Below are 26,389 nucleotides of genomic sequence, written 5' to 3' on the forward strand. Positions count from 1 at the left end.
GTGGATTACTTCGCCTCGACCGCGTGGCCGCCGAACTGGTTGCGCAGCGCCGCGATCATCTTCATCTGCGGGGAGTCGTCCTGCCGGGACGCGAACCGCGCGAACAGCGACGCGGTGATCGCGGGCAGCGGAACGGAGTGGTCGATCGCGGCCTCCACCGTCCAGCGGCCCTCCCCGGAGTCCGCCGCGAACCCGCGCAGCCTGTCCAGGTGCTCGTCCTCGTCGAGAGCGTTCACCGCCAGGTCGAGCAGCCAGGAACGGATGACGGTGCCCTCCTGCCAGGACCGGAAGACCTCGCGCACGTCGGTGACGGAGTCGACCTTCTCCAGCAGCTCCCAGCCCTCGGCGTAGGCCTGCATCATCGCGTACTCGATGCCGTTGTGGACCATCTTCGAGAAGTGCCCCGAGCCCACCTTGCCCGCGTGCACCGCGCCGAACTCGCCCTTGGGCTTGAGGGCGTCGAAGACCGGCTGCACCTTCGCGATGTGCTCGGCGTCGCCGCCGTACATCAGCGCATAGCCGTTCTCCAGGCCCCAGACGCCGCCCGAGACACCGCAGTCGACGAAACCTATGCCCTTGGCCGCGAGCTCCTCGGCGTGCTTCTCGTCGTCCGTCCAGCGCGAGTTGCCGCCGTCCACGACGACGTCACCGGGCTCCAGGAGCTCGGCGAGCTCGTCGACGGTGGACTGGGTCGGCGCGCCGGCCGGGACCATCACCCACACGACGCGCGGGGCGCTGAGCCCTTCCACAAGCTCCTTGAGGCTGTGGACATCGGCGACGTCCGGGTTGCGGTCGTATCCGATGACGGTGAGACCTGCGCGGCGGATCCGCTCGCGCATGTTGCCGCCCATCTTGCCGAGGCCGACGAGACCGAGCTCCATCAGTTGTTCCTTAGGTTGCGACGTGGCATGAGGGCACTCCTGTTGCTCGTGCCCACGTCCGAGCCTAAACCCGGACGCTCATGCACACCTGTGGGCATACGCGCTCAAACGTATGCCCCCACCTGCGGCGTTTCCTTCGGAGGCGATCAGCTGTTCGAAACAGCTCGGGCGCACTCGGGCACTCAGCCGCTGAGGCGCACCGGCATGATCAGGTACTTGTACGCCTCGTCCGCCTCGGCGTCGACGGCCGGCTTGCCGCTGAGCAGCGCGGGCTTCGTGGACGTCGTGAAGGAAAGCTGCGCCACCGGGGAGTCGATCGCGCTCAGGCCGTCCAGCAGGAACGTCGGGTTGAAGGCGATCGAGACGTCGTCACCCTCCAGCTGGGCGTCCACCCTTTCCACAGCCTGTGCGTCGTCGCTGGAACCGGCCTCCAGGATCAGCACACCCTGCTCGAAGCTGAGCCGCACCGGGGTGTTCCGCTCGGCCACCAGGGCCACACGCTTGACGGCCTCCACGAAGGGGGCGGTCTCGATCACGGCGATGGAGTTGAACTCCGTCGGGAACAGCGAGCGGTACTTCGGGAGGTCGCCCTCCAGCAGGCGCGTCGTCGTACGACGGCCGGCGCCCTCGAAACCGATGAGGCCCTCGCCCGCGCCCGAGCCGGACAGCGCCAGGATCACGCTGTCGCCGCTCGTGAGCGCCTTGGCGGTGTCCAGGAGCGTCTTGGCGGGCACCAGGGCCACCGCGGACGCGTCCGGGTTCTCCGGCTTCCACAGGAACTCGCGGACCGCGAAGCGGTAGCGGTCGGTTGACGCCAGCGTCACCGTGTCGCCCTCGATCTCGATGCGCACACCGGTCAGGACGGGCAGCGTGTCGTCACGGCCGGCCGCGATGGCCACCTGGGCGGCGGCGGACGCGAAGACCTCACCGGGCACCGTGCCGGTCGCGGTCGGCATCTGCGGCAGCGCCGGGTACTCCTCCACAGGCAGTGTGTGCAGGGTGAAGCGGGAGGAGCCGCACACCACGGTCGCCCGTACACCGTCTGTGGAAATCTCCACCGGGCGGTTGGGCAGGGCGCGGCAGATGTCGGCGAGGAGCCGGCCGGACACCAGGACCGTGCCCACCTCCTCGACCTCGGCCTCCACCGAGACCCGCGCGGAGACCTCGTAGTCGAAGCTCGACAGGCTCAGCTGGCCGTCCTCGGCCTTCAGCAGGAGTCCGGCGAGGACAGGGGCCGGCGGACGGGCCGGGAGGCTGCGCGCCGCCCAGGCAACTGCCTCCGCGAGTACGTCGCGTTCCACCCGGATCTTCACTGTTGCCGCCTCCTGCTGTTGCCGGCGCTTCTCGGCCTGCCTGGCTTCGTCGTCTGTCTCGGTGTCGTCGGTCCCCGTGCTGGGAAGGACACCGGGAACAGTCTGACGCACGGCACTGACAGTAGGTGCCTGTCGGGGTCAAGTCGTGACGAGGGGCGGTCGGGCTCCCGAGAGCGAGTTGTGCACAGGACCCACTTCGAAACGGATATCCAGCTCTCTCTAGTTGTCAGTAGTAGTAGGGGCTGTGGATACCGTGGATAACCCCGTTTTCGCAGCTCAGGCGCGAGATTTTGTGCACAGAGCCTGTGGGTGGAGGCGGTGGACAACTCACCGTCTCTGTGGAGAACAGAAAGTTCTGCACACCCCATGCACAGACGAGGGGTACTTCTCCCCAGGGCCGTCCCCAGCTTTACCCATCTTTCCCACAGCCCAACCTGGCAGCTTGGTGTGACGGCTTTCACTCGGTTCGGTGAGGAGGCGCGTCGTGTTGCCGAACAGTGGACAGAGCTGTGGAGAAGCTGGTGATCGTTGGGGACAACGGGGCCCAGCCTGTGGGCCGCCGGTGGACAACTCCGTGCACAGCCTGTGGATCAATTTCTTGTCCACAGGCTGTGGAGATCTTCTGTCCACCGATCCACAGCCAGTTGACCTGGTCTGATGATCTATCACCAGCACGGCCTGTGGACACAGTCTGGACAACTTCGCGGTCCCCAGGGTGTGGACGCGAGAAAGTCAGCGAATCTGTGGAGGGAGGCCGTAACCCCGACGGCATTCGAACAGGGGGTTGCGGCCGGGCAACGGCCGATGGGCGCCGGAAACGGCGAAGGCGCCCTCGGGAACTCGTCCCGGGGCGCCCTCTGTGCCGTGACTCGGCCGCTGTCAGCCGTTCTTGATGCGGTTGGTCAGCTCGGTGACCTGGTTGTAGATGGAGCGGCGCTCAGCCATCAGCGCGCGGATCTTGCGGTCGGCGTGCATGACGGTCGTGTGGTCGCGGCCGCCGAACTGCGCCCCGATCTTCGGCAGCGAGAGGTCCGTGAGCTCGCGGCACAGGTACATGGCGATCTGGCGGGCCGTCACCAGCTGGCGGCCGCGTGAGCTGCCGCACAGGTCCTCGACCGTGAGGCCGAAGTAGTCGGCCGTGGCCGCCATGATGGCCGGCGCGGTGATCTCGGGGGTCGAGTCCTCGCCGCCCGGGATCAGGTCCTTGAGGACGATCTCGGTCAGGCCGAGGTCCACCGGCTGCCGGTTGAGCGACGCGAACGCCGTCACCCGGATCAGCGCCCCCTCCAGCTCGCGGATGTTGCGCGAGATGCGGGAGGCGATGAACTCGAGGACCTCCGGCGGGGCGTTGAGCTGCTCCTGGACCGCCTTCTTACGGAGGATGGCGATGCGGGTCTCCAGCTCGGGTGGCTGGACGTCGGTGATCAGACCCCACTCGAAACGGTTCCGCAGCCGGTCCTCCAGGGTGACCAGCTGCTTCGGCGGCCGGTCGCTGGACAGCACGATCTGCTTGTTGGCGTTGTGGAGCGTGTTGAAGGTGTGGAAGAACTCCTCCTGCGTCGACTCCTTGTCCGCGAGGAACTGGATGTCGTCGACGAGCAGGATGTCCATCTCGCGGTAGCGCTTGCGGAAACTGTCGCCCTTGCCGTCGCGGATGGAGTTGATGAACTCGTTGGTGAACTCCTCCGAGCTCACATATCGCACGCGCGTGCCGGGGTAGAGGCTGCGCGCGTAGTGTCCGATCGCGTGCAGCAGGTGGGTCTTGCCGAGGCCCGACTCCCCGTAGATGAAGAGCGGGTTGTATGCCTTCGCGGGTGCCTCGGCGACGGCGACGGCGGCCGCGTGGGCGAAACGGTTCGACGCCCCGATGACAAAGGTGTCGAACAGGTACTTGGGGTTCAGGCGTGCGGTGGGTTCACCGGGCCCGGGTGCCGGGGTCTGCCGGGAAGCCGGCGAGCCGGGGGCGCCGCCGCCGGGTCGTACGGAGCCGCCGGGGCCCGAGGGCCCGCCGCGGTGTGCGTGGCCGCCGACCGACGGGGATTCCGGCAGGTCGCGGCGGCCGTCGCGCTGCTCGTACTCCGAGCGCTGCTGTCCGTAGTCGCCGCGCTGCGGTTCGTACTCGGAGCGCGGCTGGTCGTACTCGGGACGCTGTTGTTCGTACGGCGAGCGGTCGCGTGGTGGCTGCGGGCGGTAGTCCGAGGACGGCGACGCGTACGGGTCGCGCTCCGGGAAGCCGAGGCGGGGCTGCTGCCAGCCGTAGTCGTCCTGGGTCGGCCGGGGCCAGGCGCCCGGTTCGGGGCGCTGGTACTCGGAGGGGTAGGCGGGGCGGGCGGTCGGCAGCTGGTCCGTGTGGGAGGGCTGCTGGCCGTCGCGCGGCTGGGGGTGGTCGTCGGCGCGGTGGCGGCCGTACCCCTGGTACTGGTCGCGGGTGGGCGGGAGGTCGGGCTCCTCGTAGCGCGACTGCTGCGGGACGGAGGGGGTGGGCGGCATGGGCTCGCCGACGGAGTCGTCCACGGTGATCGCGATGCGGATCGGGCGCCCGCACTCACGGCTGAGGGTTTCGCTGACGATCGGTGCGAGGCGGCCTTCGAGCACGCCTTTCGCAAATTCGTTCGGTACGGCGAGCAGTGCGGTGTCCGCGACCAGGGCCAGCGGCTGGCAGCGCCTGATCCAGCGCTCGTCCTTGACCTCGACGCCCTGTCCACGCCCTTCGCCGAGGAGATGTTCCAGCACTCGTGGCCACACTGCGGCAAGATCGGCAGGTACGTCAGCCACAGGGCACGCTCTCTCACGGGGTCCCACGAACGTGTGGTTCTGGGACGTATCGGGATGTACTTCGGGTGGAACGGGCGGATGGGAGTCCGGCCACGGTAGTCAGGGCGACGGGTGCGGTTCAAGTTGTTGTCCCCAGCCTGTGGACAGTGTCTCGCCCTGGGTGCTGGTTTGACCGGATGGCGTAGCCCCGCGTACCGTGACCAGGTCGAGTTGTCGATGGCTGCTGCCGCCTGCCTCCGATGGGCATAGATCACGACAGTGCTCCTACCAGGGCACCTTCCAGTGATCGGTAGCGGTGCACTCGGGCGTAAGCGAGCTACTCGTGGGCGCACGGTGACAGCCAAGACGGCACCCCGGTACCTACCGATTCTTTCTGGAGCCCCCGAGTGAGCAAGCGCACCTTCCAGCCGAACAACCGTCGCCGCGCGAAGACCCATGGCTTCCGCCTGCGGATGCGTACCCGTGCCGGTCGCGCGATTCTCGCGAACCGCCGTGGCAAGGGTCGCGCGAGCCTGTCCGCCTGATCCTGATCAGGTCATGACGTCGTGCTGCCTACCGAGCATCGGCTGAGGCGGCGCGAGGAATTCGCGACCGCGGTACGACGGGGTCGCCGGGCCGGCCGCCCGCTCCTCGTCGTCCATCTTCGTAGCGGTACCACGGACCCGCACGCGCCTGGGGAGAGCGCTCCCCCGACGCGTGCGGGTTTCGTCGTCAGCAAGGCAGTGGGCGGTGCGGTCGTCCGTACGAAGGTGAAGCGCAGGCTTCGCCATCTGATGCGGGACCGAGTCGCCGAGCTGCCCCCCGGTAGCCTGGTAGTCGTACGAGCGTTGCCCGGTGCGGGCGATGCCGACCATGCACAGCTGGCCCGAGACCTGGACGCCGCTCTGCAGCGGCTGCTGGGAGGGGGCGCGCGATGAAGTACCCGCTGCTGGCTCTGATCAAGCTGTACCAGTGGACGATCAGTCCGCTGCTCGGGCCTGTGTGCAAGTACTACCCGTCGTGCTCCCACTACGGCTATACGGCCATCGACCGGCACGGTGCGGTCAAGGGAACGGCACTCACCGGTTGGCGCATTCTGCGGTGCAATCCGTGGTCGCTGGGCGGGGTGGACCACGTCCCGCCGCGCAAGCGTCCGCGGTGGCACGAAATGCTGCGCAACACCTGGCGTGCACGCAAGGGCGGGACCTCCGCCGCCGGCGCGGCCATCGAGGGGCAGAATCCTTCGAGCCCGGCCGCCGAGACCCCGTCCCATGTCCAAGGAGCATGATTAGTGGACACGATTGCCAGCATTTTCAGCTTCATCACGACACCCGTTTCCTGGGTCATCGTCCAGTTCCACACGGTGTACGGCGCGATCTTCGGCGACGACACGGGGTGGGCCTGGGGCTTGTCCATCGTGTCCCTGGTGATCCTGATCCGCATCTGTCTGATCCCGCTCTTCGTGAAGCAGATCAAGGCGACCCGGGCCATGCAGACGCTGCAGCCCGAGATGAAGAAGATCCAGGAGCGCTACAAGAACGACAAGCAGCGCCAGTCCGAAGAGATGATGAAGCTGTACAAGGAGACGGGCACCAACCCGCTCTCCTCGTGCCTTCCCATCCTGGCGCAGTCGCCGTTCTTCTTCGCCCTGTACCACGTGCTCAACGGCATCGCGTCGGGCGACAAGATCGGCGTCATCAACACCGAGCTGCTGGAGAGCGCGCGCAAGGCCCACATCTTCGGTGCTCCGCTGGCCTCGAAGTTCACCGAGAGCGCGTCGAAGGTGGAGGCGCTCGGTGCCTCCATCACCGATGTCCGCGTCGTCACGGCCGTCATGATCGTCCTGATGTCGGCGTCGCAGTTCTACACGCAGCGCCAGCTGATGACGAAGAACGTCGACACCACGGTGAAGACACCGTTCATGCAGCAGCAGAAGATGCTGATGTACGTCTTCCCGATCATGTTCGCCGTCTTCGGTATCAACTTCCCGGTCGGTGTCCTCGTCTACTGGCTGACCACCAACGTGTGGACCATGGGCCAGCAGATGTACGTCATCCGCAACAACCCGACGCCGGGCAGCAAGGCGCAGGCCGCCTACCTGGAGCGCCTGCACAAGCACGTCACGCACCACGGCAAGACCCGCAGCCGCGGTGAGCGCGCCATCGTCAAGGCCATCGTCGCCAAGGGCCGCGACCGCAACGAGTTCGAGCGCAAGTTCATCAACGGTCTGAACAAGGCGGGCCTGGCGGCCCAGCCCGACGGCACGGTGACGAAGGGCGTGAACCCGGAGGTCACCGAGACCGAGGACGGTACGCCTGTCACCGGTACCGCCAAGCGCCAGCAGCCCAAGCGCCAGAGCAAGTCCCAGCGTCAGTCGGGTGCCAAGCCCGCGGGCGGTTCCGAGCCGGACGAGCCCACGACGTCGCTGGTCAAGTCCGACAAGCCCGAGGACGCCAAGCCGGCCGGAGGGGCCGCCAAGCAGACCGCCTCCAAGTCCGGTTCCGGCACCCGCAGCAAGGCCCAGTCCGGACAGCGCAAGGGCCCGCAGCGTCCCAAGTCCCCGTCCAAGAAGTAAGAAGGAGCCCATCCCGTGACGGAAGGCACCACCACCTCCGCCGCAGCCGAGGGTGTCGACACCCTGTCTCGCCTGGAGCAGGAGGGCGAGATCGCGGCGGACTACCTCGAGGGTCTGCTCGACATCGCCGACCTCGACGGTGACATCGACATGGATGTCGAGGCCGACCGCGCCGCTGTCTCGATCATCAGCGACGCGGGCAGCCGCGACCTGCAGAAGCTGGTCGGCCGGGACGGCGAGGTGCTGGAGGCCCTCCAGGAGCTCACGCGCCTTGCCGTGAACCGGGAGACCGGGGACCGCAGCCGGCTGATGCTCGACATCGCCGGCTACCGCGCCAAGAAGCGCGAGGAGCTCTCGGAACTGGGTGCCAAGGCCGCGGCCGAGGTCAAGAGTTCCGGCGAGCCCGTCAAGATGAAGCCGATGACGCCGTTCGAGCGCAAGGTCGTGCACGACGCGGTCAAGGCCGCCGGTCTGCGCAGCGAGTCCGAGGGCGAGGAGCCCCAGCGCTTCGTCGTCGTCCTTCCCGCCTGATCGGTACGTACGTCCCTCGGCCCCGTCTGTAGCGCAGACGGGGCCGAACTTTGTCAGCCTGTGGTTCCCGGCAGCTGTTGGTCCCCGGTTCGTCCCCCTGCGGTCCTCGACAGCTCCAGTCCCCTGATAGTCCTGGTGATCAGCGCCCAGTGCGCTCATGCGGTACGGAAGGACGGTCCCCCGTGACGGAGGCAGCGGAGCTCCCCCCGGCGCCCGAGCAGGCGCGTCAGGTGTTCGGCGATCGCTTCGCGGACGCGGTCCGATACGCGGAACTGCTTGCCGAGGCGGGTGTGCAGCGCGGTCTGATCGGCCCACGCGAAGTGCCCCGCCTGTGGGAGCGGCACCTGTTGAACTGTGCGGTGCTCTCCGAGGTCGTGCCGGAGAACGTGACGGTGTGCGATGTCGGCTCGGGCGCGGGTCTGCCCGGTATTCCGCTGGCGCTGGTCCGGGAGGACCTGAAGATCACGCTGCTCGAACCGCTGCTGCGCCGGACCAATTTCCTCAGCGAGGTCGTGGAGCTGCTGGGCCTGAACCATGTGACGGTCGTCCGTGGCCGTGCGGAGGAGGTCATGGGGTCGCTTCAGCCGGTGCATGTGGTGACAGCCCGTGCCGTGGCGCCGCTGGACCGTCTGGCCACCTGGGGCATCCCGCTGCTGCGTCCGTACGGGGAGATGCTCGCCCTCAAGGGGGACACGGCGGAGGAGGAGCTGAAGGCTTCGGCTACCGCGCTGAGCAAGCTCGGGGCGGTCGAGACGTCCATCCTGCAGGTCGGCGAGGGCGTGGTGGACCCGCTGTCCACCGTCGTGCGGGTCGAGGTGGGGGAGAGTCCGGGCGGAGTGCGGTTCGCGGCGAAGCGGGCCAAGGCTGCCCGGACCGGGCGGGCACGGCGGCGGCGCTGATCGTCCGCATCGATGGCGTCTCGTTCGTTGATCCGTCCTGACGAAGAGCCGTACTCCACACAAGCTGTCAAACCTACACATCTCGGAGTGTCGCGCCGCCGGGTAGCTCACGGCTGGGCATCTTGTTTCACGTGAAACGTCGCTCACTGCTGCACGGCATTATCAGTCGCGGCCGGGCCGCGGCCGCACCCCGCGACCGAAAGCCTCTCGGTTCACCCGCAGAGGTAACGGAGTTGTCCACAGAGGTGGATTTCTCCACAGAACCCCAGGCCTCACTGGTTCACGACCCCGAAGACATGGCAGGCTCTGTTCATTGCGAGCCTGAAGTCGAGGAGAGTGAATCCTTGCGGTCCAACGCCAACATCGCGGGACCGATGACCGATCCGGTCCCCGGTCCCCGAACCGAGTCGATCGGGGCGGATGTTTCACGTGAAACACCGCCCCCGATGGACGACACTCCCATTGGTCGTGCTGCCCAACTGGCGGTGGAGGCTCTGGGGCGGGCCGGCGAAGGCCTGCCACGGCCGGAGCGGACCCGTGTCATGGTGGTCGCCAACCAGAAGGGCGGAGTGGGGAAGACGACGACAACCGTCAACCTCGCCGCCTCGCTGGCCCTGCACGGGGCCCGCGTCCTGGTCGTGGACCTCGACCCTCAGGGCAACGCTTCCACGGCACTGGGAATCGACCATCACGCCGATGTTCCTTCCATCTATGACGTGTTGATCGACAGCAGGCCACTCTCGGAAGTCGTTCAGCCGGTCCCCGACGTCGAGGGCCTCTTCTGCGCACCCGCCACCATCGATCTCGCCGGTGCGGAGATCGAGCTGGTGTCACTGGTGGCGCGTGAGAGCCGGCTCGAGCGCGCGATCCAGGCGTACGAGCAGCCCCTGGACTACATCCTCATCGACTGTCCGCCCTCGCTGGGTCTGTTGACGGTCAACGCGCTCGTTGCCGGTGCCGAGGTGCTCATCCCGATCCAGTGCGAGTACTACGCGCTGGAAGGCCTCGGCCAGCTGCTGCGCAACGTCGATCTGGTGCGGGCACACCTCAACCGGGACCTGCAGGTGACGACGATCCTGCTCACCATGTACGACGGCCGGACGCGCCTCGCGTCCCAGGTCGCGGACGAGGTGCGCAACCACTTCGGCGACGAGGTGCTGCGGACGAGCATTCCGCGCTCGGTCCGTATCTCGGAGGCGCCGAGCTATGGACAGACGGTGCTCACCTACGATCCAGGATCGAGTGGGGCCCTGTCCTACCTTGAGGCGGCCCGGGAAATCGCGCTGAAGGGTGTCGGCGTCAGCTATGACGCGCAGCACGCCCCTATCGGCGCACAGAGCGAACAGAGCATCGTGGAGGGTATCCAGTGAGCGAGCGACGGAGGGGGTTGGGCCGTGGTCTCGGCGCACTGATCCCAGCGGCACCGACCGGAGACAGGCCGACGCCACCGGCGATGGGAGGCGGCGCCTCCACCTCACCGGCTGCGGTTCCCGTACTCACGGCCGAGCGTGGAGTGGCCGCGGCGAAGGTGGCCACGCTGCCGACTGTTTCACGTGAAACAGAGGATCCCTACGCGAACGAGTTCGGGGAGGCCCCGGCGCCTCCCATCGGGGCCCATTTCGCCGAGCTTCCCCTTGACTCCATCACGCCGAACCCGCGACAGCCGCGTGATGTGTTCGACGAGGACGCGCTGGCGGAGCTGGTCACGTCGATCAAGGAGGTCGGTCTCCTCCAGCCCGTCGTGGTGCGGCAGGTGGGTCCGGTCAGCTACGAGCTCATCATGGGCGAGCGGCGCTGGCGGGCCTGCCGTGAAGCGGGCCTGGAGGCGATTCCCGCGATCGTGCGGGCCACGGATGACGAGAAGCTTCTCCTGGACGCGCTGCTGGAGAACCTCCATCGGGCTCAGCTGAACCCGCTCGAAGAGGCGGCGGCCTACGACCAGCTGCTCAAGGACTTCCACTGCACGCACGATCAGCTGGCGGACCGGATCGGCCGTTCCCGTCCCCAGGTCTCCAACACCCTGCGTCTGCTGAAGCTCTCGCCGGCGGTGCAGCGCCGTGTCGCGGCGGGAGTCCTCTCCGCCGGGCACGCCAGGGCGCTTCTCTCCGTGGACGACTCGGAGGAGCAGGACAGGCTGGCTCACCGGATCGTGGCCGAGGGGCTTTCGGTACGGGCCGTCGAGGAGATCGTGACCCTGATGGGCTCGCGGCCCAAGGCGGCTACGAGGGCCAAGGGGCCGCGGGCCGGTGCCCTGGTGTCTCCGGCGCTGAACGATCTCGCCGGCCGTCTCTCGGATCGTTTCGAGACGCGGGTGAAGGTCGACCTGGGACAGAAGAAAGGCAAGATCACCGTCGAGTTCGCTTCGATGGAAGACCTTGAGCGCATCCTCAGCTCCCTTGCCCCCGGTGAGGGACCGGTCCTCCAGAAGAGTCTTCTGGACGACGACTTCGAGGACTCGGAGGACTGAGTCCTCGGTCGGCCGGGCGGTTCTCGCTCGATCGGCTTCCAGAGCGGGCCGTGTTCCGGTGCTCACCGGAACACGGCCCGCTCTTTGCTGTCAGTCGGTGTCGATGCATTCGCTTCGTGGATACGATGCGTTGGGTATTGGCGCATCCACCTGGCAGCACCTCGGAGTTGGGGAGGCGGGGTCCATGCGAACGGTGAGCCGCACCGGACTGGTGAGCGCGGGTCTGGGACTGGGCGCCGTCGGCGGGTTCGTCGGCAGTCTGCTCAGGGAACGGAGTGCTCTGACAGCCGCCCGCGACGCTGCGGGCGAAGGAAGCGAGGAACAGCCTTCATGGGGCGTCGGCTCGTACCGCTCACGCTGGACAACCTTCAGGACCTTCCCAAGCGCTGTCGCGCGTGTGTCTTCTGGGAGCTGGACCCCGTCAGCGGGGAAGCCGCGGTAAAGATGGGAACACCCGCGCAGGAGAAGGAAGCGTGGATCTCGGCCGTGCTGCTCGACTGGGGTTCCTGCGGACGGGTCGTCTATGTCGACGACAATCCGGTGGGGTTCGTGCTCTACGCCCCTCCGGCCTACGTTCCCCGGTCCACGGCGTTTCCCACGAGCCCGGTCTCGCCGGACGCGGTGCAGCTGATGACCGGCTTCATCATGCCGGGCTACCAGGGGCAGGGACTGGGGCGCGTGATGGTGCAGACGGTCGCCAAGGACCTGCTGCGCCGGGGCTTCAAGGCGATTGAGGCCTTTGGGGACGCTCGCTGGAAGGAGCCGGCTTGCCTCCTGCCGGCTGACCATCTGCTGGCCGTGGGCTTCAAGACGGTGCGGCACCATCCCGTGCATCCCCGGCTGCGGTTGGAGTTGCGGACGACCCTCTCCTGGAAGGAAGACGTGGAGTTGGCGCTCGACCGGCTGCTGGGAGCCGTGCAGAAGGAACCGGTTCTTCGGCCGCTCTAGGGGCCGCTCCAGGTGCGGAAAGAGAAGTGGGCCGGCCCTTTCGGGTCGGCCCACTCGATGTTTCACGTGAAACATCGCCCACTGCGACGACTAGCCGATGAAGTCCTCAAGGTCACGCACGATCGCGGCCTTCGGCTTGGCACCGACGATGGTCTTGGCGACCTCGCCACCCTGGTAAACGTTCAGGGTCGGGATGGACATCACGCCGTACTTGGCGGCGATGCCGGGGTTCTCGTCGATGTTGAGCTTGACGACCTCGATCTTGTCGCCGTACTCAGCGGCGATGGCCTCGAGCGACGGGGCGATCTGGCGGCACGGTCCGCACCAGGCGGCCCAGAAGTCCACCAGGACGGGCTTGTCGTTCTTGAGGACGTCCTCGTCAAAGGAATCGTCGGTCACGTTCTTCAGGGTGCCGGCCACAGGGGCTCTCCTTAACTCGATGCTGCGGTGGGGCGGATGGGGGTCAGACAGAGGTCTTCTCGGGCTCGGCCTGCTCCTCGTGGTCCGCCAGGGCGGCGAGGAAGCGCTCGGCGTCCAGAGCTGAGGCGCAGCCGGTGCCGGAGGCGGTGATCGCCTGCCGGTAGGTGTGGTCAACCACGTCGCCGGCGCCGAAGACGCCACTCAGGTTGGTCCGGGTCGAGGGCGCGTCGACCTTCAGGTAGCCCTCTTCGTCGAGGTCCAGCTGACCCTTGAAGAGTTCGGTACGCGGGTCGTGGCCGACTGCGATGAACAGGCCCGTCACGGCCAGGTCGGACAGTTCGCCGGTCTTGAGGTTCCGCAGCTTCAGTCCGGAGAGCTTCGGGTCGCCCTGGATCTCGGCGACCTCGCTGTCCCAGACGAACTTGATCTTCGGGTCGGCGAAGGCGCGCTCCTGCATCGTCTTGGAGGCGCGCAGGGTGTCCCGGCGGTGGACGATCGTCACGGACTTGGCGAAGCGCGAGAGGAAGGTCGCCTCCTCCATCGCGGTGTCGCCGCCGCCGATCACGGCGATGTCCTGGTCCTTGAAGAAGAAGCCGTCGCAGGTCGCACACCACGAGACACCGCGCCCGGACAAGGCGTCCTCGTTCGGCAGGCCGAGCTTGCGGTGCTGCGAGCCGGTGGCGACGATGACGGCCTTCGCCTTGTGCACGATGCCCGCGGTGTCCGTGACGGTCTTGATGTCACCCGTGAGGTCGACGGCGACGATGTCGTCCGCCACGAGCTCGGCACCGAAGCGCTCGGACTGGGCGCGCATGTTGTCCATGAGCTCGGGGCCCATGATGCCGTCCTGGAAGCCGGGGTAGTTCTCCACGTCAGTGGTGTTCATGAGCGCGCCACCGGCGGTCACGGCGCCTTCGAAGACCAGCGGCTTCAGCGACGCGCGTGCGGTATAGAGCGCCGCCGTGTAGCCGGCGGGCCCGGAGCCGATGATGATCACGTTACGGACGTCGCTCACGGCGTGTTTCCTCGTTTCTGGACGGCTTCGTCGACCGGTGGGAGCCTCTCTCAGAACTCTCACCCCACCCAACGGATCCTACGGGGCCCGCATTCCCGCTGTGTCCGGGCACACAGGGGCGCCGCTCGGTACGGGGCACCAGGGAGGGAGGAGTACGAAGCGTCCGCGCTCAGGAACGCGCGTAGGACCGCGTCAGCAGAACCTTGCCCGGAGGGGTCGACGGCTGTTTCGCACAGGCCGAGTCGACGACATAGGCGGTGACCCGAGTGCTGTCACCCGCTGCGGGCAGGACCACGAGGTAGGCGTCCGTGCCGTCGTAGGCGCCTTGCTTGACGCCGATGATCGACGTGTCGGTCCGGCCGATGCCTTCCATGACGCAGTCGGGCACCGCTGTCGGAAGGCTCTTGACGAGACCCTCGTGTTCATTGGTCCCAGGCTCGCCGGTGTGGGACTCGATGCCCACCGACGGTTTTCCGCTCCGGGGACCCTTCTTTACGTCAGTGCCCTTGAGTAGTTCGGCGACCTGGCTCTCGATCTTCTGCCCGGCGAACGTGCTCGCGGCCTCGGGCTGCTTGTTGTCGTCTCCCAGTGACGAGACCAGCAGAGAGCCGATGCCCAGGGCAGCGGCGGTGAAGACGGTGCCCAGGACGACGGTCCGGCGTCGCCCACGTTGCGCGCGGTCCTTGCGTCCCGGCCCGGTGGCCGCGTGAGCGTGGCCCGTGGGGCGGCTCGGATGTCGGTCGGCGGGCGTCGATGTTTCACGTGAAACATCGACGTGCTCCATCTCGCCGGGGACCCCGGCCGGCATCGCGGCCTCGGCGGCGAGCGCCGCGCCGATTCGGTCGGCCACGTCGTCGGGCATGTGCACAGGGCTCGGTACGGAGCCGAGGAGACCGCGGATCTCCTCCAGGGAGACATACACGTCGGCGCAGAGAATGCACTCGTTCAGATGCCGTCGTACGTCTGCGGTCCGGGATGGTGTGAGCAGGCCTTCGGTGAGGTCGGAGAGCTCCGTGACGTCCGGGTGCCCGGCCGGGTCGGTCGTGGATGTCACGTTCGCCCACCTCCGCCCTTCACAGCCGCTGAATCGTTTGGCCCTGCATCCGTTGGTCCCGCTGCGGGTGGGACGGATGTCCCCTCCGCCCGGTTCCGTCCGTCGCCCGATTCCTTGTCGTCGCCAGTTTTTTCCGGCCGCAGATGGGTGAGCAGCGGCAGCAGTCTGGCTCTGCCCCGGGCGCAGCGGCTCTTCACCGTCCCGGTGGGCACGTCAAGGACCCGGGCGGCCTCCGCGACCGGGTACCCCTGCATGTCCACCAGGACGAGGGCGGCGCGCTGGTCCGGTGGGAGGGTGCCGAGGGCTTCGATGAGCTGGCGGTGCAGATCGTTGCGCTCGGCGGGGGCCGACGCCGACTCGTGCGGCTCGAGCAGCTGCTCCAGCCGTTCGGTGTCGTCGACCGGGGAGGTCTTGCGAGAGGCGGCTTTGCGGGCGCGGTCCAGGCAGGCGTTCACCGTGATGCGGTGCAACCAGGTCGTGACGGCCGACTGGCCCCGGAATGTATGGGCGGCCCGGTAGGCGGAGACGAGGGCGTCCTGGACGGCGTCAGCGGCCTCCTCGCGGTCCCCCAGCGTGCGCAGGGCCACCGCCCAGAGCCGGTCCCGATGCCGACGCACGATCTCACCGAAGGCGTCGGGGTCGCCTTCTACATGCCGGGCAAGGAGGTCCTGGTCACTTGTGTCACCGTATGCGTTGCCATCTGCCATCGGACCTCCTTCCCCTTCACTTCTCAGCTGCTCACTTTGACGTCCACGATCCTGCCGCGGAACTTGCCGTCGTCTGCCTGTTTCGGCAGATCGGTCAGCCAGACCAGAAGATAGCGGGACTTGAGGGTCTTGCCGGGCTTGAGTGTCACACTCGCGCCCGAACCTTCGGCCACCTTGTTGTAACCATCGAGAGACGTCGGTTCTGTACCGGTGTCTCCCGAGGCGGCACGGAGTTCGACAGAGGTGTTCCCGACGAAAGTGACAGTCACCTTTCCGACCTGCTGGACGTTGCCGAGATCGAGGACGACTCCGACACCTGATTTCAACCGTCCGAAGTCGGAGCTTGTGTAGTAGCTCGTCTCCCAGTACGTGCCCGGAGCGGTGTCGTAAACCTTGTCTATTTCGTCTGGGTTCTCAGAACCGTCCGAACCGAACGGGTCGAAATCGTGGGCACCTTCGATGGCGACGGGCTTGCTGACAGGCTTCGCCGGGCTCTTGTCCCCATCGTCCGTCGTCTGCGTCTGGTCGGTGTCCGCGGACTTGCTGCTCCGGTCCATGAGCGCGTCCGCCAGTTGCCAACTCCCCAGGCCCAGTGCGGCGATCAGCAACGCCGACACGGCCCACTTCAAGGCCTTGCCGGTACGGCTCTGCAGCGGGGGCGGCGGGGTGGGCAAGGGCTGCGTGACGCCCGGGTTGGGGGCCTGACGGCCGTACGAGCCCTGCTGGTACGTGGTGCGCTGGTAGTCCGGCGGGGCGGTGAACACCGGCTCGGGCGGGCGGATGCGGGGCATCTCGCCGATCGCCTTGACCAGTTCCTCGGGTGTCGTGCACGCGGACTCGTGGCGTGAGGCGGTGGCACCGTCGTTGGCGAGCGCGCGCATCGCGAGCTCGGACAGGCCGCGGTGGACCCCGGCCCGCACCTGGTCGGGCGGGATGAGACCGACGCCCTTGGGCAGGCCGGACAGGCCGTACGCGTCGTTCTCGTAGGGCCAGCGCTGGGTGAGGGAGGCGTACAGCAGGGCGCCGATCGCCTCCGTGTCGGTGCGCTGCGGGGCGTCGGAAGTGATGCCGCGCAGCGCCGCGTTGACCGCGAGGCCCCGCACACGCCACTGGCCCGACGAGCTCCGCAGGATGGTGCCCGGGGTCAGGCGCAGATGTGCGAGGCCCTCACGGTGGGCGGCGGCCATGGCGGAGGCGATCTGACTGACCATCTGGTAGGCGTCGTGGGGCTCCAGTGGGCCGGCGGCCAGGAGCGAGGTCAGCTCCGTGGCGTCGGGCAGCCACTCGTGGACCACGTACACGAGGTCGTTCTCCTCGACTGCGTCGAGGACCTGCACGAAGCGGGGGTCGCCGAGCAGCGCCGAGGAGCGGGCCGCGGCCAGCACGGAACGTGCCCGTGAGTGGTCCGCGGGCAGGATGTGCACGCCGACGGCGCGACGAAGTTTCTCGTCGACCGCGCGCCAGCTGCTGAATCCGTCCAGACGGGTGACGCACTCCTCCAGGCGGTAGCGCCTGGCGAGTTTGTGGCCGCTGTGCAGTTCGGGCGGTGAGGCCTTTCCGGGACTCTCGGTCCCGCCGCTCCCCTGTGCCTCGTCGTTCTCCGTGTCCCGCTCCCGGTTCTGGGCCGCGCCGTCGGCCGTGGACTCGTCCGCCTGCGCGGCCAGCGGCTCGTCGCCGCTGTTGGCTGCCACGTCGACGGCAGCCGTGCTCCGATCCGCCACCGTCGCTCCTGCCTCCCCATTCTGTGCGAGCTCTCCGACGCCAAACCCAATTGTGCCCACACTCCGTCGCTCTGCACGACACGCGGTGGCCGACGATGGTTGTGCGCTTGCCCTCGACTCACCGTCCCAGTCGCCCGCGCACCATACCCACCAACGAGTTCAGTTCTTCAATGCGCATACGGCGGGCGGCGACGTAGAAGACGACCAGGAGGACGGCGCCGCCGCCGAGCAGCGAGAGAAGCGAGCCGCCGACGCCCTGGCCGAGAGTGTGGCCGATGCCGTAGCAGGCGGCACCGCTGAGCAATGCCGCCGGTACCGAGGCGATGCCCAGCCGGGCGTAGGTCCGCAGGACGCGGGTGCCGTCGAGGTCGCCGTCCAGCCGCTTGCGCAGCCGGTTCCAGGCGACGCCCACGCCGATCGCGTAGGCGAGCCCGTAGGAGGCCGCCATGCCGACCACGGCCCAGCGGGAGGGGAGCACGAAAAAGCAGAGGGCGGAGGCCGTCGCGTTGACGGCGGCCACGATCACCGTGTTGTAGAAGGGGGTGCGGGTGTCCTCGTACGCGTAGAAGGCACGCAGGACGACGTACTGCACGGAGTAGGGGATCAGGCCGAGGGCGAAGGCCATCAGCATGAAGCCCATGTTGGTGGCGCCGGTGGTGCCCGAGGAGCCGAAGATCAGGGTGCAGATGGGGATGCCGAGCGCCACGAAGCCGAAGGCGATGGGCACGATCGCGACGGCGGTGGTGCGCAGTCCCTGGGAGATGTCGTCGCGGACCGCGCCGCTGTCCCCCTCGTGGGCGGAGCGGGCCAGCCGCGGCAGCAGGGCGGCCATCAGGGAGACCGTGATGATGGCCTGCGGCAGGCCCCAGACGAGCTGGGCGTTGGCGTAGGCCGCGAAGCCGGTGCCCTTGATCTTGGGGTTCTCGCCGGTGGCGGCGGTGGCCAGCTGGGTGACCACGAGGGCGCCGGCCTGGTTGGCGAGGACGAACAGGACCGTCCACTTGGCGAGCATCGCGGCCTTGCCGAGGCCGTGGCCCTTCCAGTCGAAGCGCAGCCGCATCCTGAAGCCGGTCTCACGCAGATACGGAATCATCGCGAGGGCCTGGACGACGAGGCCGAGCAGCACGCCGATGCCGAGGAGCCGCTGGCCCTCCGGCGGGATGGTGGTGACCTCCATCCCGGAGTCCGCCGCGCTGCCGTACACCCAGATGAACGTGCCGAGGGTGACGATGATGACGATGTTGTTCAGGACCGGCGTCCACATCATCGCGCCGAACTTTCCGCGCGCGTTGAGGATCTGGCCCATCACGACGTGGATGCCCATGAAGAAGATCGTGGGCAGGAAGTAGCGGGTGAAGGTGACGGCGACCTCGTTGGCCGCCGGATCGTCGGCGATCTCCACCGACAGGGCGCGGACAAGGAGGGGAGCCGCGAAGACGGCGAGTGCGGTGAGTGCGCCGAGGGCCAGCATGACGAGGGTCAGCAGGCGGTTGGCGAACGCCTCGCCGTTGTCGTCGTCCTCCTTCATGGCGCGCACGAGCTGCGGGACGAAGACGGAGTTGAGGCCTCCGCCCACGGTGAGGATGTAGATCATGGTGGGCAGTTGGTAGGCGACCTGGAAGGAGTCGCCCAGCATGCCCAGGCCGAGGGCGGACACGATCAGCGCTGAGCGGACGAAGCCGGTGAGGCGGGAGACCATCGTGCCCGCCGCCATGACGGCGCTCGACTTCAGCAGACCCGCGGCCCGACCACCCTTCTTGGCGGCAGCCGGTGCAGCCGTGGCTGCTGCTGTGGGGGTGAGCTGCATCGTGGCGTCGGACGCCGGGGGCTGGATCCGCGGGACCGGGCCGTGGCCCGGGGTGGGCGAGGGGGACGGGCCGGGCACCGCCGGGGGCTCCACGGGGTCCTGTCCGCCGCCCTGCTGCTGGTCCCGGAACAGATGGGCGAAGGCGTCCGGCTCGTGCCGTTGTTCGCCGGCCTGGGAGACCAGGGCGTCGACCCCCACGTACTGCGTCGTGCGCGGGTTGTCTCCGTACGGCAGGTACTGCGTGGCCCCGTCCGGCTCGGGGGCCGGGGTCTGGGCCCACACCTGCGGGTCGGGGGCGTACGGCGACTGGGCGGGCTGTCCGTAGAGCGGAGGCTGCGGCTGATACGACCCGGGGGGCGGCGGGGGGTGCGCGGCACGGTCGTAGAGCGCCTCGGCCACCGGGTCCTGGGCGGAGAGGTCCTGTGCCCGGTACGGGTCCTGGGTGTAGGCGTCCTGCAGGTACATGTCGGTGGGGGGCTGCGCCGGCACCTGGCCGTGCTCGGGCGGCGGGCCCTCGGGGTAGCCCGAGTCGCCCGCGCCCTGACCGCGGTCACCGTCGTACGGCGCGTTCATGGTTACCCCACCTCATCGTTCACCGGGCCCACCGGCCACGACATAGCTCAACGGTCCACTCTCTCACCCGTCCCGGAGGAGTCGGTGTTTTCCGCAGCGGTGTCCGGCGTCGGGTCACTCGGCTGCTCCGGGGCTTCTGCCCGTGATGCCGGGTCGGATTCCCCCTGCGGACGGCTCTCGGGGCCGTCGTGGGTTTCGCTGTCGTCGGCGTTCTCCACCCTGGCCTCGTCCTCGTTGCCAGGGTGCTCCTCGGCGCGCCGGGCGGCGGCGCGCTTGCGCTGGGTGTACATGCGCAGGCCGGCGAGTACGAGCAGCAGGAAGCCGCCGCCGATCACCAGCATCGCCATGGCCGTGAACTCGGTGACCCGCACCTCGAAGGACACCTCACCGCCGTACTTCTGACCGTCCTTCGTGTACAGCTGGGCGGTCACCGTGATCGGGCCGTTGGCGTTGGACGTCGTGGTGAACTTCACCGACTGGCTGTGCCCACCGGAGACCGCGACGGACTGCTCCTGGTAGTCGTCGTTGCCGATCTTGAGTCGGGTCGGGTTCGTCGAGGTGACCCGCAGCACGAGGTTGTCGACGGGCTGAACGAGGTTGTTCTGGACGGTCACCGGAATGGTGGCGCTGCCGCCGGACAGCTTCGTCTCGGACTTGTCGATCAGCTTGACCTGCTTGGTGAGGACGTCGAGGTACGACTCCACACCCTCGCGGAAATCGTGGGCCGCAACGGACTGACCGCGCCAGGACGTGGCCATCTCACTGTTGATGGCCCGCCCGAAGGGGGTCTCCACACGGGTCTTGTCGGTAAGGATGATCTTGAATTTGTCGAGCTCGCCCTGCGTGGCCGCGATCCGGGCGAAGGCCGACTCAGGGAGCTGCTGCCTGCGCAGTGCGGCGGGGTAGGAGGACGCGGCAGGCACTTTGGTGTTGGCGCCCGGGTCCGGCTTGGCGTCCGCGGTCGCGGTGAGTTCCTGGGGCTGGGACCAGGTCGAGTTCTGGAGGTCGCTGATCGCCTTCGCCATCGTCTGGGCCTGGCTCGCGGACGGCATGCGCTGCGGAGCAACGACGACGGTGCGCTGCTTGTTCGACTGGAGGGTGGCCGTGAGGCTCTGGGCGAGGAACCTCTGCACCGAGAGCGTGGCACTGCCGGCGTTCGTCATGTCGCCCTGGAAAGCCGTGGACAGTCGCATGTCCGCGACCACCGCCGTGGTGCCGCCACCGATGGGCCGGGCCGCGGAGGGCGTGTAAGGCAGGTCGCCGGTCTCCTTCAGGCTGTCGCTGCGCACGATCACCTTGTCGGCACCCGCCGAGGTGGCGATCTTGACGATCGACGGGTCGACGGCACCGCTCGCCGGCCATGCGAAGTCGGTGCTGGGTGTGATGTGGAGGATCGTCTCGACGGTGGTGGCGGCGACGTCCGTGGCGTTCTTGAGATGGTTCAGCGTGCCGGTGACGTTCTTGCCGTTGTGCGCGATGGAGGCGAGGTCGGGGTCGGCGAAGGGAAGGGCGACGACCTCCTTGCCCGCGACCGCGTCCTGGAGTTCGGCGAGCCACTGTTTGGCGACCGCCTGCCCCGTGCCGGGTGTGTTGGTGCCGTCCGTGTTCTGGATGCCGTAGCTGCCGATCATCGCGTCGACGGAGGCCAGCAGGTCGGGGTCGATCACCCAGGTGACGTCGAGGTTCCGGCCCAGGGAGAGCATCTGCTCGAGGCGTCCGCCCGGGGAGATCTCCGCGGTGAGGTCGTCGTTGAGGAAGACAGGCGTCTGCTGCTCTCCCGGTCCGGTCTCCGCCGTCATGTGCACCGTGGAGATCAGCGGCCACAGATACGTCGTCCGCGTCCTCGTGTCCGCCTCGTCGGGCTGCCACGGCAGGAACGTCCGCTGGATCCCGAGCACGTGCTCGTACGGTTCCGCGGCGGTCTCGCCTGACAGGGAGACGCCGATCTGGTAGACGCCGTCCTGGCCGAGATCCAGCTTGTCGACCGGTACGGAGAGGGTGAACGGCTGGGCGACGCCCGGGGTGAGCGTCGAGAACTTCTCGACGTACTTGCCGCCGATCTCTGTTCCGTCCGCGCCGGGTAGGTAGTCGGTGCGCGCGGCGACGTCGTCGATCGCCGATCGGGTGGTCAGTACCTGTCCCACGCGCAGGTCCACGTGCGCGGCCGTGACCGCTCGTTTGCCCTTGTTCAGCACCGTGCCGGACACGGTCAGGGTGTCCCCGTCCGTGGGGGCGCTGGGGGTGAGCGAATCGACGGAGACGACCACTGGATCCGAGGTGGCGGCATACGCGGGCTGTCCGGCGGGAAGCTGGAGCAGACCGGCCAGGAGGGGCGCCCCCGCGAGCAGCATCCCGGCTCGCCGGAACCACCGGCGCGCGGGAGAGGGAGTCAGCCCCGGGAAGTCTGCCGCCTCGGCCACGCGTTCGCCCGTCCCTAGTCGTCAGTGGTCGTCGGAATGTGCGTCCACGCATGGTAACGATGCGCGCTGAGGGGAAGTGCCGCGGACTGGTCCACAAGATCGTGGAACACCGGTCGACTGTCCCCTATGTACGTGTATTGAGGGAGGAGTCCGCTGAGGAGCCCCGGCGGAGCGCGTGGACGTTTTATGGAGGCGCGGGCCGTCGCCCGGGCCACGTACCCTTTTCTGTTGTGCCGAACGCCAACGAAGACAATGCCAGCGCCCTGAGCCAGGCCCAGCAACAAGCCGTGAGTGAGCTGCTGCGGGTGGCTCCGGTCGCTGACGACCTCGCCCGCCGTTTCCAGGAGGCCGGGTTCTCGCTCGCCCTGGTCGGCGGGTCCGTCCGGGACGCGCTGCTGGGCCGGCTCGGCAACGACCTGGACTTCACGACCGACGCCCGGCCCGAGGACGTACTGAAGATCGTCCGGCCCTGGGCGGATTCCGTGTGGGACGTCGGGATCGCCTTCGGCACGGTCGGGGCACAGAAGGATGCCCGCGTCGGAGACGCTGATCGAAACTTCCAGATCGAGGTGACGACCTATCGGTCGGAGGCGTACGACCGGACCTCGCGCAAGCCCGAGGTGTCGTACGGCGACTCCATCGAGGAGGACCTCGTACGGCGTGACTTCACGGTGAACGCGATGGCTGTGGCGCTTCCGGAAAAGGTGTTCATTGATCCGCACGGTGGACGTGAGGACCTGGCGAGGCGGGTACTGCGCACACCGGGGACGCCCGAGGACTCCTTCTCGGACGACCCGCTGCGGATGATGCGGGCTGCCCGGTTCGCCGCCCAGCTCGACTTCGAGGTGGCGCCCGAGGTCGTCGCCGCGATGACGGACATGGCGGGGCGCATCGAGATCGTCTCGGCCGAGCGGGTACGGGACGAGCTGAACAAGCTGATCCTTTCCGCGCACCCGCGCAAGGGCCTGACACTGCTCGTGGACACCGGCCTGGCCGGTCATGTCCTGCCCGAGCTGCCCGCGCTGCGCCTGGAGCGCGACGAGCACCACCGGCACAAGGACGTCTACGAGCACACGCTGATCGTTCTGGAGCAGGCGATCGAGCTGGAGACGGATGGCCCCGATCTAGTTCTGAGGCTGGCCGCGCTGCTGCACGACATCGGCAAGCCGCGCACTCGGCGCTTCGAGGAGGACGGGCGAGTCTCGTTCCACCACCATGAAGTGGTCGGGGCGAAGATGACCAAGAAGCGGATGACGGCGCTCAAGTACTCCAACGAACTGGTGAAGGACGTCTCGAGGTTGGTCGAACTCCACCTGCGCTTCCACGGGTACGGCACCGGCGAATGGACGGACTCGGCGGTCCGCCGTTACGTCCGGGACGCGGGCCCCCTCCTCGACCGCCTCCACAAGCTGACTCGCTCGGACTGCACCACGCGGAACAAGCGCAGGGCCACGGCACTCTCACGGGCGTACGACGGCCTGGAGGAGCGCATCGCCCAGCTCCAGGATCAGGAGGAACTGGACGCGATCCGCCCCGACCTCGACGGCAACCAGATCATGGAGATCCTGGGCGTCGGACCGGGGCCGGCGATTGGGCAGGCGTACAAGTTTCTGCTGGAGCTGCGGCTGGAGAACGGACCGATGGAGCGGGAGGCAGCGGTGGCGGCACTCAAGGAGTGGTGGGCCGAGCAGGGCTGAGGCGTGAAACGGTGCGATGTTTCACGTGAAACATCGGCCTTCACCGTGCCATAGCCGCTGAGCTTCCTTCGGGCAGAGCGGCCCTATTCGGTCGCCGCAGTCAGGAGTCGTGGCCAGCCGGTGTTGTCGCGCACGCCGCCGGACCAGCAACGAGGCCAGAGAGAAACGCTGCTTCGTGCGCGTCTGGGCAGCGGGCATCCGGCTTTCTTTTGTCCGTAGCCGCGACCGTCACCGATAACCAAGAATCGGACGACCGGGATAAAACCGGAGCCCCGGAAAATGGGAGCCGGGCCCCATCTGACGCGACACTCGAGCTGGCTGCCTGCCTACACTTAGCCATCCAATGTGAAACGGTCCGCCGACTTCGTCGGCGGACCGTCAAGAGAGAAATTAGGGTTAGTTCAGAGCTCCGCCGCCTCCACCGGTCTTGTTGCTCCAGACCTCTTCGGGCGCAGTCCAGGAGGAACCCGTTTTGAGTTTCGCTGTCCACACGGTCGATGCGTGTGCCACCCCGGCCGCATTAATCCATGTGTCAGGCTTGGTGTTCGAGAATTCACTCAAGGGCACGAAGTTCTTGTGCCCGGCCTCGGCCTTGTAGATTTTGTCGATCTTCGTGGTGGTCTTGTGGAACAGTATGGAAATCTTGACCTGGGCCACCTTAATGCCCAGGACTTTGTCGCTCTTGACGTACCAGGAAGATCTGTCCCCAGCGCGGATGGCGCCGAAGGAGCCGTATCCGTCCTGCCACGTGTCGGACGCGGCGGCTTCGGAGGGAGCAGCCGTCCCCTCGGCGCTCGTCTCCGCGTTGGACTCGCCGCTCTCAGATTCGAACAGCACATTTTCGACGCTGCGGCTCTTCGTCTTGAAATTCTCTGCCACGTCTGTGGTGGACTGGCTCGCGAACTTGATGAAGTTTGCGGCATGTTCGGGGTCGCTGATGATCTGGAGAAACTTCACCTGATCGTCAGCAGAGAGTTCCTTGAACTGCTGGAGCGTTTCGGCGGCCCCGCCCCCAGGTGCTTCCGATTCCTGTCCTGCGAGCCACGCCATGTAGGAGGATGGCGTCGATGTCGGATTCTCGGCAGCAGACGCGGCCCCACCGGATGCCATGAGAGAAATCGCGCAGAACAATCCCGCGACTCCAGAGGTCAGAATCGAATTTACCTTCACTATTTCCCCTCGGATTTTTCTGGCCGCCGCCCAAAATGGACCAAAGGAATCTACGAAAGAGACTGGTCAGGTCTCCCGGTGGAGGATTCCGGCGAGCGATGTGATGGCCATATCGAGTTGACGCCCGCGGCGGGGGGCGCACGTCGAATTCTGAGCTCGATTTGAGCTTCCAGAGCTCCGGGGAGTTCCCTAAATTCTGTGGTGGCTGGGGCGACGGAAGGTTGGGCTGGTCGTAGGCGGTGGTAGGAGTCAACTGCCTCTGGGGACCGAAGATGACTGCTCGCCGTCTTGTCGGTCTGCGCCGGGTCCGTTGGGTGGACTACGCGGCCCCGTTCGACGACCTTTCTTCAGCCTGACGTAGCGGCAAGAGTTCCGCGAGTACCGGACCGGGCTGCTGGTGCTGAAGGAGCGCAACAAGAGGCCGAGTTGGTGAACAAGCGAGGCTTCAGCTGCTGCGCGAGGAGCCAGCGACGACTGATACCTCGCCCTATGCGAGATCGGCCTGGCCTATGTGGTCGCGCTCAAGTCGCACTGCGACACCTGGGCTCCAGCCGATCTGCCGCACGCGACCATCGAAGCGACCCATGTCCTGACCTGGTAGGACGCGAAGCGTGCCAGCGTCTTGACACCTGTGGAGCGTCACTTCAGTGACGGGCAGACCCAGACCTGTGAGTCGCCGATGCCGACATCGGCGACTCCAGCTCCGACTCGCCGGCCGACTGGTCGTAGCCCCCACCGGCTGATGGTCGCAGTGGTGACCAACCCCGCCAGCCTGCCGGAGATGACCACCTGGTGTCCGGCCACCGACCTTGCTCACCCCTACACGCCCATGGGCCCCTGGCTCGCACCCGTCGGCCTACTTCGCCGAGATCATCCCCCTCCGGGCGGTGTTTCACGTGAAACACCGCCCGCCGTGCATAACAGTGTCCGAGTGCCTACTTGGTTTCCTTCAGGCAGAGGACAACATCGTGGCCGCCACCCGACTGGATGTAGGCAACGGTGTATCCACTGACGGTCTCGCACTTGTTCTCATCGGTGCTGTTGTCGAACTTCCCGAGCACCGAGTACTGAGCCTCGCCTGAGGAGCAGTCGACCTCGTTGAGGTCGGCGTCGGAGTCCGTGCCGTCGTTGTGCAAGCAAGCACCCACCGACGTCGTCTCCGCGTCGCTCTGGCTGAAGTACCACTTGCCGCCGGCGATGGCTATCGCGACCACGATGAACACACCTATGCGCAGCAGTTTCTTGCCGAAGCGGTTGGCCGGCGCGGGCGGCGGGACCGGAACTCCCTGGAATGGTGCCCCCTGGTGCGGCGGGTACGGCTGCTGGGGCGCCGTCGGGTCGACGGGAGCAGGAGTGTTCGGGTTCTGGTCCTGCGGCGGAGTGGTCACTTGGGAGTCCCCCCTGGGTATGGGCGTGCTTGGTGTGAAGTAAGACGCA

At 67.5% G+C, this 26,389-nt stretch carries 22 protein-coding genes; 10 read left to right on the top strand and 12 right to left on the bottom strand.

Annotated elements, in window-relative coordinates; translation table 11 throughout:
• Positions 1-5: 5 nt before the first annotated feature.
• From gnd to dnaA, 3 genes are all read right to left on the bottom strand, one after another.
• The gene (gnd, locus tag PV396_RS19545; protein WP_319206158.1) at positions 6-881 is read right to left on the bottom strand and encodes a phosphogluconate dehydrogenase (NAD(+)-dependent, decarboxylating); all 876 of its coding nucleotides are present in this window, start codon (positions 879-881) and stop codon (positions 6-8) included.
• Positions 882-1,063: 182 nt separating this feature from the next.
• Positions 1,064-2,194 carry a DNA polymerase III subunit beta gene (dnaN, locus tag PV396_RS19550; protein ID WP_319206383.1) on the bottom strand — a complete coding sequence of 377 codons (1,131 nt, stop codon included), beginning with the start codon at positions 2,192-2,194 and terminating at the stop codon, positions 1,064-1,066.
• An 879-nt stretch (positions 2,195-3,073) separates the two neighbouring features.
• A complete protein-coding gene (gene dnaA / locus PV396_RS19555; protein WP_319206159.1) occupies positions 3,074-4,969 on the bottom strand; it encodes a chromosomal replication initiator protein DnaA in 1,896 nt (631 codons plus the stop codon).
• A gap of 386 nt (positions 4,970-5,355) precedes the next feature.
• On the opposite strand from dnaA, the gene rpmH reads away from it, so the two are divergent.
• The 9 genes from rpmH to PV396_RS19600 all read left to right on the top strand — a co-directional run bounded on the left by rpmH (position 5,356) and on the right by PV396_RS19600 (position 12,368).
• Positions 5,356-5,493, top strand: a complete 138-nt coding sequence (gene rpmH / locus PV396_RS19560; RefSeq protein ID WP_006381191.1) for a 50S ribosomal protein L34 — start codon at positions 5,356-5,358, stop codon at positions 5,491-5,493.
• Positions 5,494-5,514: 21 nt separating this feature from the next.
• Positions 5,515-5,886 carry a ribonuclease P protein component gene (gene rnpA, locus PV396_RS19565; protein WP_319206161.1) on the top strand — a complete coding sequence of 124 codons (372 nt, stop codon included), beginning with the start codon at positions 5,515-5,517 and terminating at the stop codon, positions 5,884-5,886.
• The gene (gene yidD, locus PV396_RS19570) at positions 5,883-6,236 is read left to right on the top strand and encodes a membrane protein insertion efficiency factor YidD (protein ID WP_307627715.1); all 354 of its coding nucleotides are present in this window, start codon (positions 5,883-5,885) and stop codon (positions 6,234-6,236) included. Before rnpA ends, yidD begins: the two co-directional genes overlap by 4 nt.
• A 3-nt stretch (positions 6,237-6,239) precedes the next feature.
• Positions 6,240-7,523, top strand: a complete 1,284-nt coding sequence (yidC, locus tag PV396_RS19575) for a membrane protein insertase YidC (RefSeq protein WP_319206164.1) — start codon at positions 6,240-6,242, stop codon at positions 7,521-7,523.
• 15 nt (positions 7,524-7,538) lie between these two features.
• Entirely contained in the window at positions 7,539-8,054 is a 516-nt protein-coding gene (locus PV396_RS19580; RefSeq protein WP_053745998.1) for a protein jag, read from the top strand.
• Positions 8,055-8,236: 182 nt separating this feature from the next.
• A complete protein-coding gene (gene rsmG / locus PV396_RS19585; RefSeq protein ID WP_319206168.1) occupies positions 8,237-8,953 on the top strand; it encodes a 16S rRNA (guanine(527)-N(7))-methyltransferase RsmG in 717 nt (238 codons plus the stop codon).
• A 296-nt stretch (positions 8,954-9,249) separates the two neighbouring features.
• A complete protein-coding gene (locus PV396_RS19590) occupies positions 9,250-10,323 on the top strand; it encodes a ParA family protein (RefSeq protein ID WP_319206385.1) in 1,074 nt (357 codons plus the stop codon).
• A complete protein-coding gene (locus tag PV396_RS19595) occupies positions 10,320-11,420 on the top strand; it encodes a ParB/RepB/Spo0J family partition protein (RefSeq protein ID WP_319206170.1) in 1,101 nt (366 codons plus the stop codon). Before PV396_RS19590 ends, PV396_RS19595 begins: the two co-directional genes overlap by 4 nt.
• Before the next feature lie 330 nt (positions 11,421-11,750).
• Entirely contained in the window at positions 11,751-12,368 is a 618-nt protein-coding gene (locus PV396_RS19600) for a GNAT family N-acetyltransferase (RefSeq protein WP_319206172.1), read from the top strand.
• Positions 12,369-12,458: 90 nt separating this feature from the next.
• On the opposite strand, the gene trxA is transcribed toward PV396_RS19600, so the two are convergent.
• The 7 genes from trxA to PV396_RS19635 all read right to left on the bottom strand — a co-directional run bounded on the left by trxA (position 12,459) and on the right by PV396_RS19635 (position 22,085).
• The gene (trxA, locus tag PV396_RS19605) at positions 12,459-12,788 is read right to left on the bottom strand and encodes a thioredoxin (protein ID WP_006374396.1); all 330 of its coding nucleotides are present in this window, start codon (positions 12,786-12,788) and stop codon (positions 12,459-12,461) included.
• Between the two features lie 43 nt (positions 12,789-12,831).
• Positions 12,832-13,803 (bottom strand): thioredoxin-disulfide reductase, encoded by a 972-nt coding sequence (gene trxB / locus PV396_RS19610; RefSeq protein WP_319206174.1) that lies wholly within the window; start codon positions 13,801-13,803, stop codon positions 12,832-12,834.
• Positions 13,804-13,972: 169 nt separating this feature from the next.
• Positions 13,973-14,857, bottom strand: coding sequence for a hypothetical protein (locus PV396_RS19615; protein WP_319206176.1), 885 nt, complete (start codon positions 14,855-14,857; stop codon positions 13,973-13,975).
• Positions 14,854-15,564 (bottom strand): RNA polymerase sigma factor SigM, encoded by a 711-nt coding sequence (gene sigM / locus PV396_RS19620; protein ID WP_319206178.1) that lies wholly within the window; start codon positions 15,562-15,564, stop codon positions 14,854-14,856. The genes PV396_RS19615 and sigM overlap by 4 nt, the downstream gene beginning before the upstream one ends.
• 23 nt (positions 15,565-15,587) lie before the next feature.
• Positions 15,588-17,285: a protein kinase family protein gene (locus PV396_RS19625; RefSeq protein ID WP_319206181.1), complete on the bottom strand. Its 1,698-nt coding sequence runs from the start codon at positions 17,283-17,285 to the stop codon at positions 15,588-15,590.
• Between the two features lie 118 nt (positions 17,286-17,403).
• Positions 17,404-19,665, bottom strand: a complete 2,262-nt coding sequence (gene murJ / locus PV396_RS19630; protein ID WP_319206183.1) for a murein biosynthesis integral membrane protein MurJ — start codon at positions 19,663-19,665, stop codon at positions 17,404-17,406.
• Between the two features lie 47 nt (positions 19,666-19,712).
• Entirely contained in the window at positions 19,713-22,085 is a 2,373-nt protein-coding gene (locus tag PV396_RS19635) for a DUF6049 family protein (protein ID WP_319206185.1), read from the bottom strand.
• 230 nt (positions 22,086-22,315) lie between these two features.
• Between PV396_RS19635 and PV396_RS19640 the strand changes: the two genes are divergently transcribed.
• Positions 22,316-23,782, top strand: coding sequence for a CCA tRNA nucleotidyltransferase (locus tag PV396_RS19640; protein WP_319206187.1), 1,467 nt, complete (start codon positions 22,316-22,318; stop codon positions 23,780-23,782).
• Positions 23,783-24,178: 396 nt separating this feature from the next.
• On the opposite strand, the gene PV396_RS19645 is transcribed toward PV396_RS19640, so the two are convergent.
• Both PV396_RS19645 and PV396_RS19650 read right to left on the bottom strand, forming a co-directional pair.
• Complete coding sequence (locus PV396_RS19645) at positions 24,179-24,952, bottom strand: hypothetical protein (RefSeq protein WP_319206189.1); 774 nt, start codon at positions 24,950-24,952, stop codon at positions 24,179-24,181.
• A gap of 935 nt (positions 24,953-25,887) precedes the next feature.
• Positions 25,888-26,340 (bottom strand): hypothetical protein, encoded by a 453-nt coding sequence (locus PV396_RS19650; RefSeq protein WP_319206191.1) that lies wholly within the window; start codon positions 26,338-26,340, stop codon positions 25,888-25,890.
• Between the last annotated feature and the right edge of the window lie 49 nt (positions 26,341-26,389).

The organism is Streptomyces sp. ME02-8801-2C (assembly GCF_033793965.1).
Taxonomy (GTDB): domain Bacteria; phylum Actinomycetota; class Actinomycetes; order Streptomycetales; family Streptomycetaceae; genus Streptomyces.

Coding starts and splice junctions, on each gene's coding strand:
- PV396_RS19600 (WP_319206172.1), top strand. CDS start 11,751: ATGGGGCGTCGGCTCGTACCGCTCACGCTGGACAACCTTCAGGACCTT.
- yidD (WP_307627715.1), top strand. CDS start 5,883: ATGAAGTACCCGCTGCTGGCTCTGATCAAGCTGTACCAGTGGACGATC.
- gnd (WP_319206158.1), bottom strand. CDS start 881: ATGGAGCTCGGTCTCGTCGGCCTCGGCAAGATGGGCGGCAACATGCGC.
- murJ (WP_319206183.1), bottom strand. CDS start 19,665: ATGAACGCGCCGTACGACGGTGACCGCGGTCAGGGCGCGGGCGACTCG.
- sigM (WP_319206178.1), bottom strand. CDS start 15,564: ATGGCAGATGGCAACGCATACGGTGACACAAGTGACCAGGACCTCCTT.
- PV396_RS19590 (WP_319206385.1), top strand. CDS start 9,250: ATGGCAGGCTCTGTTCATTGCGAGCCTGAAGTCGAGGAGAGTGAATCC.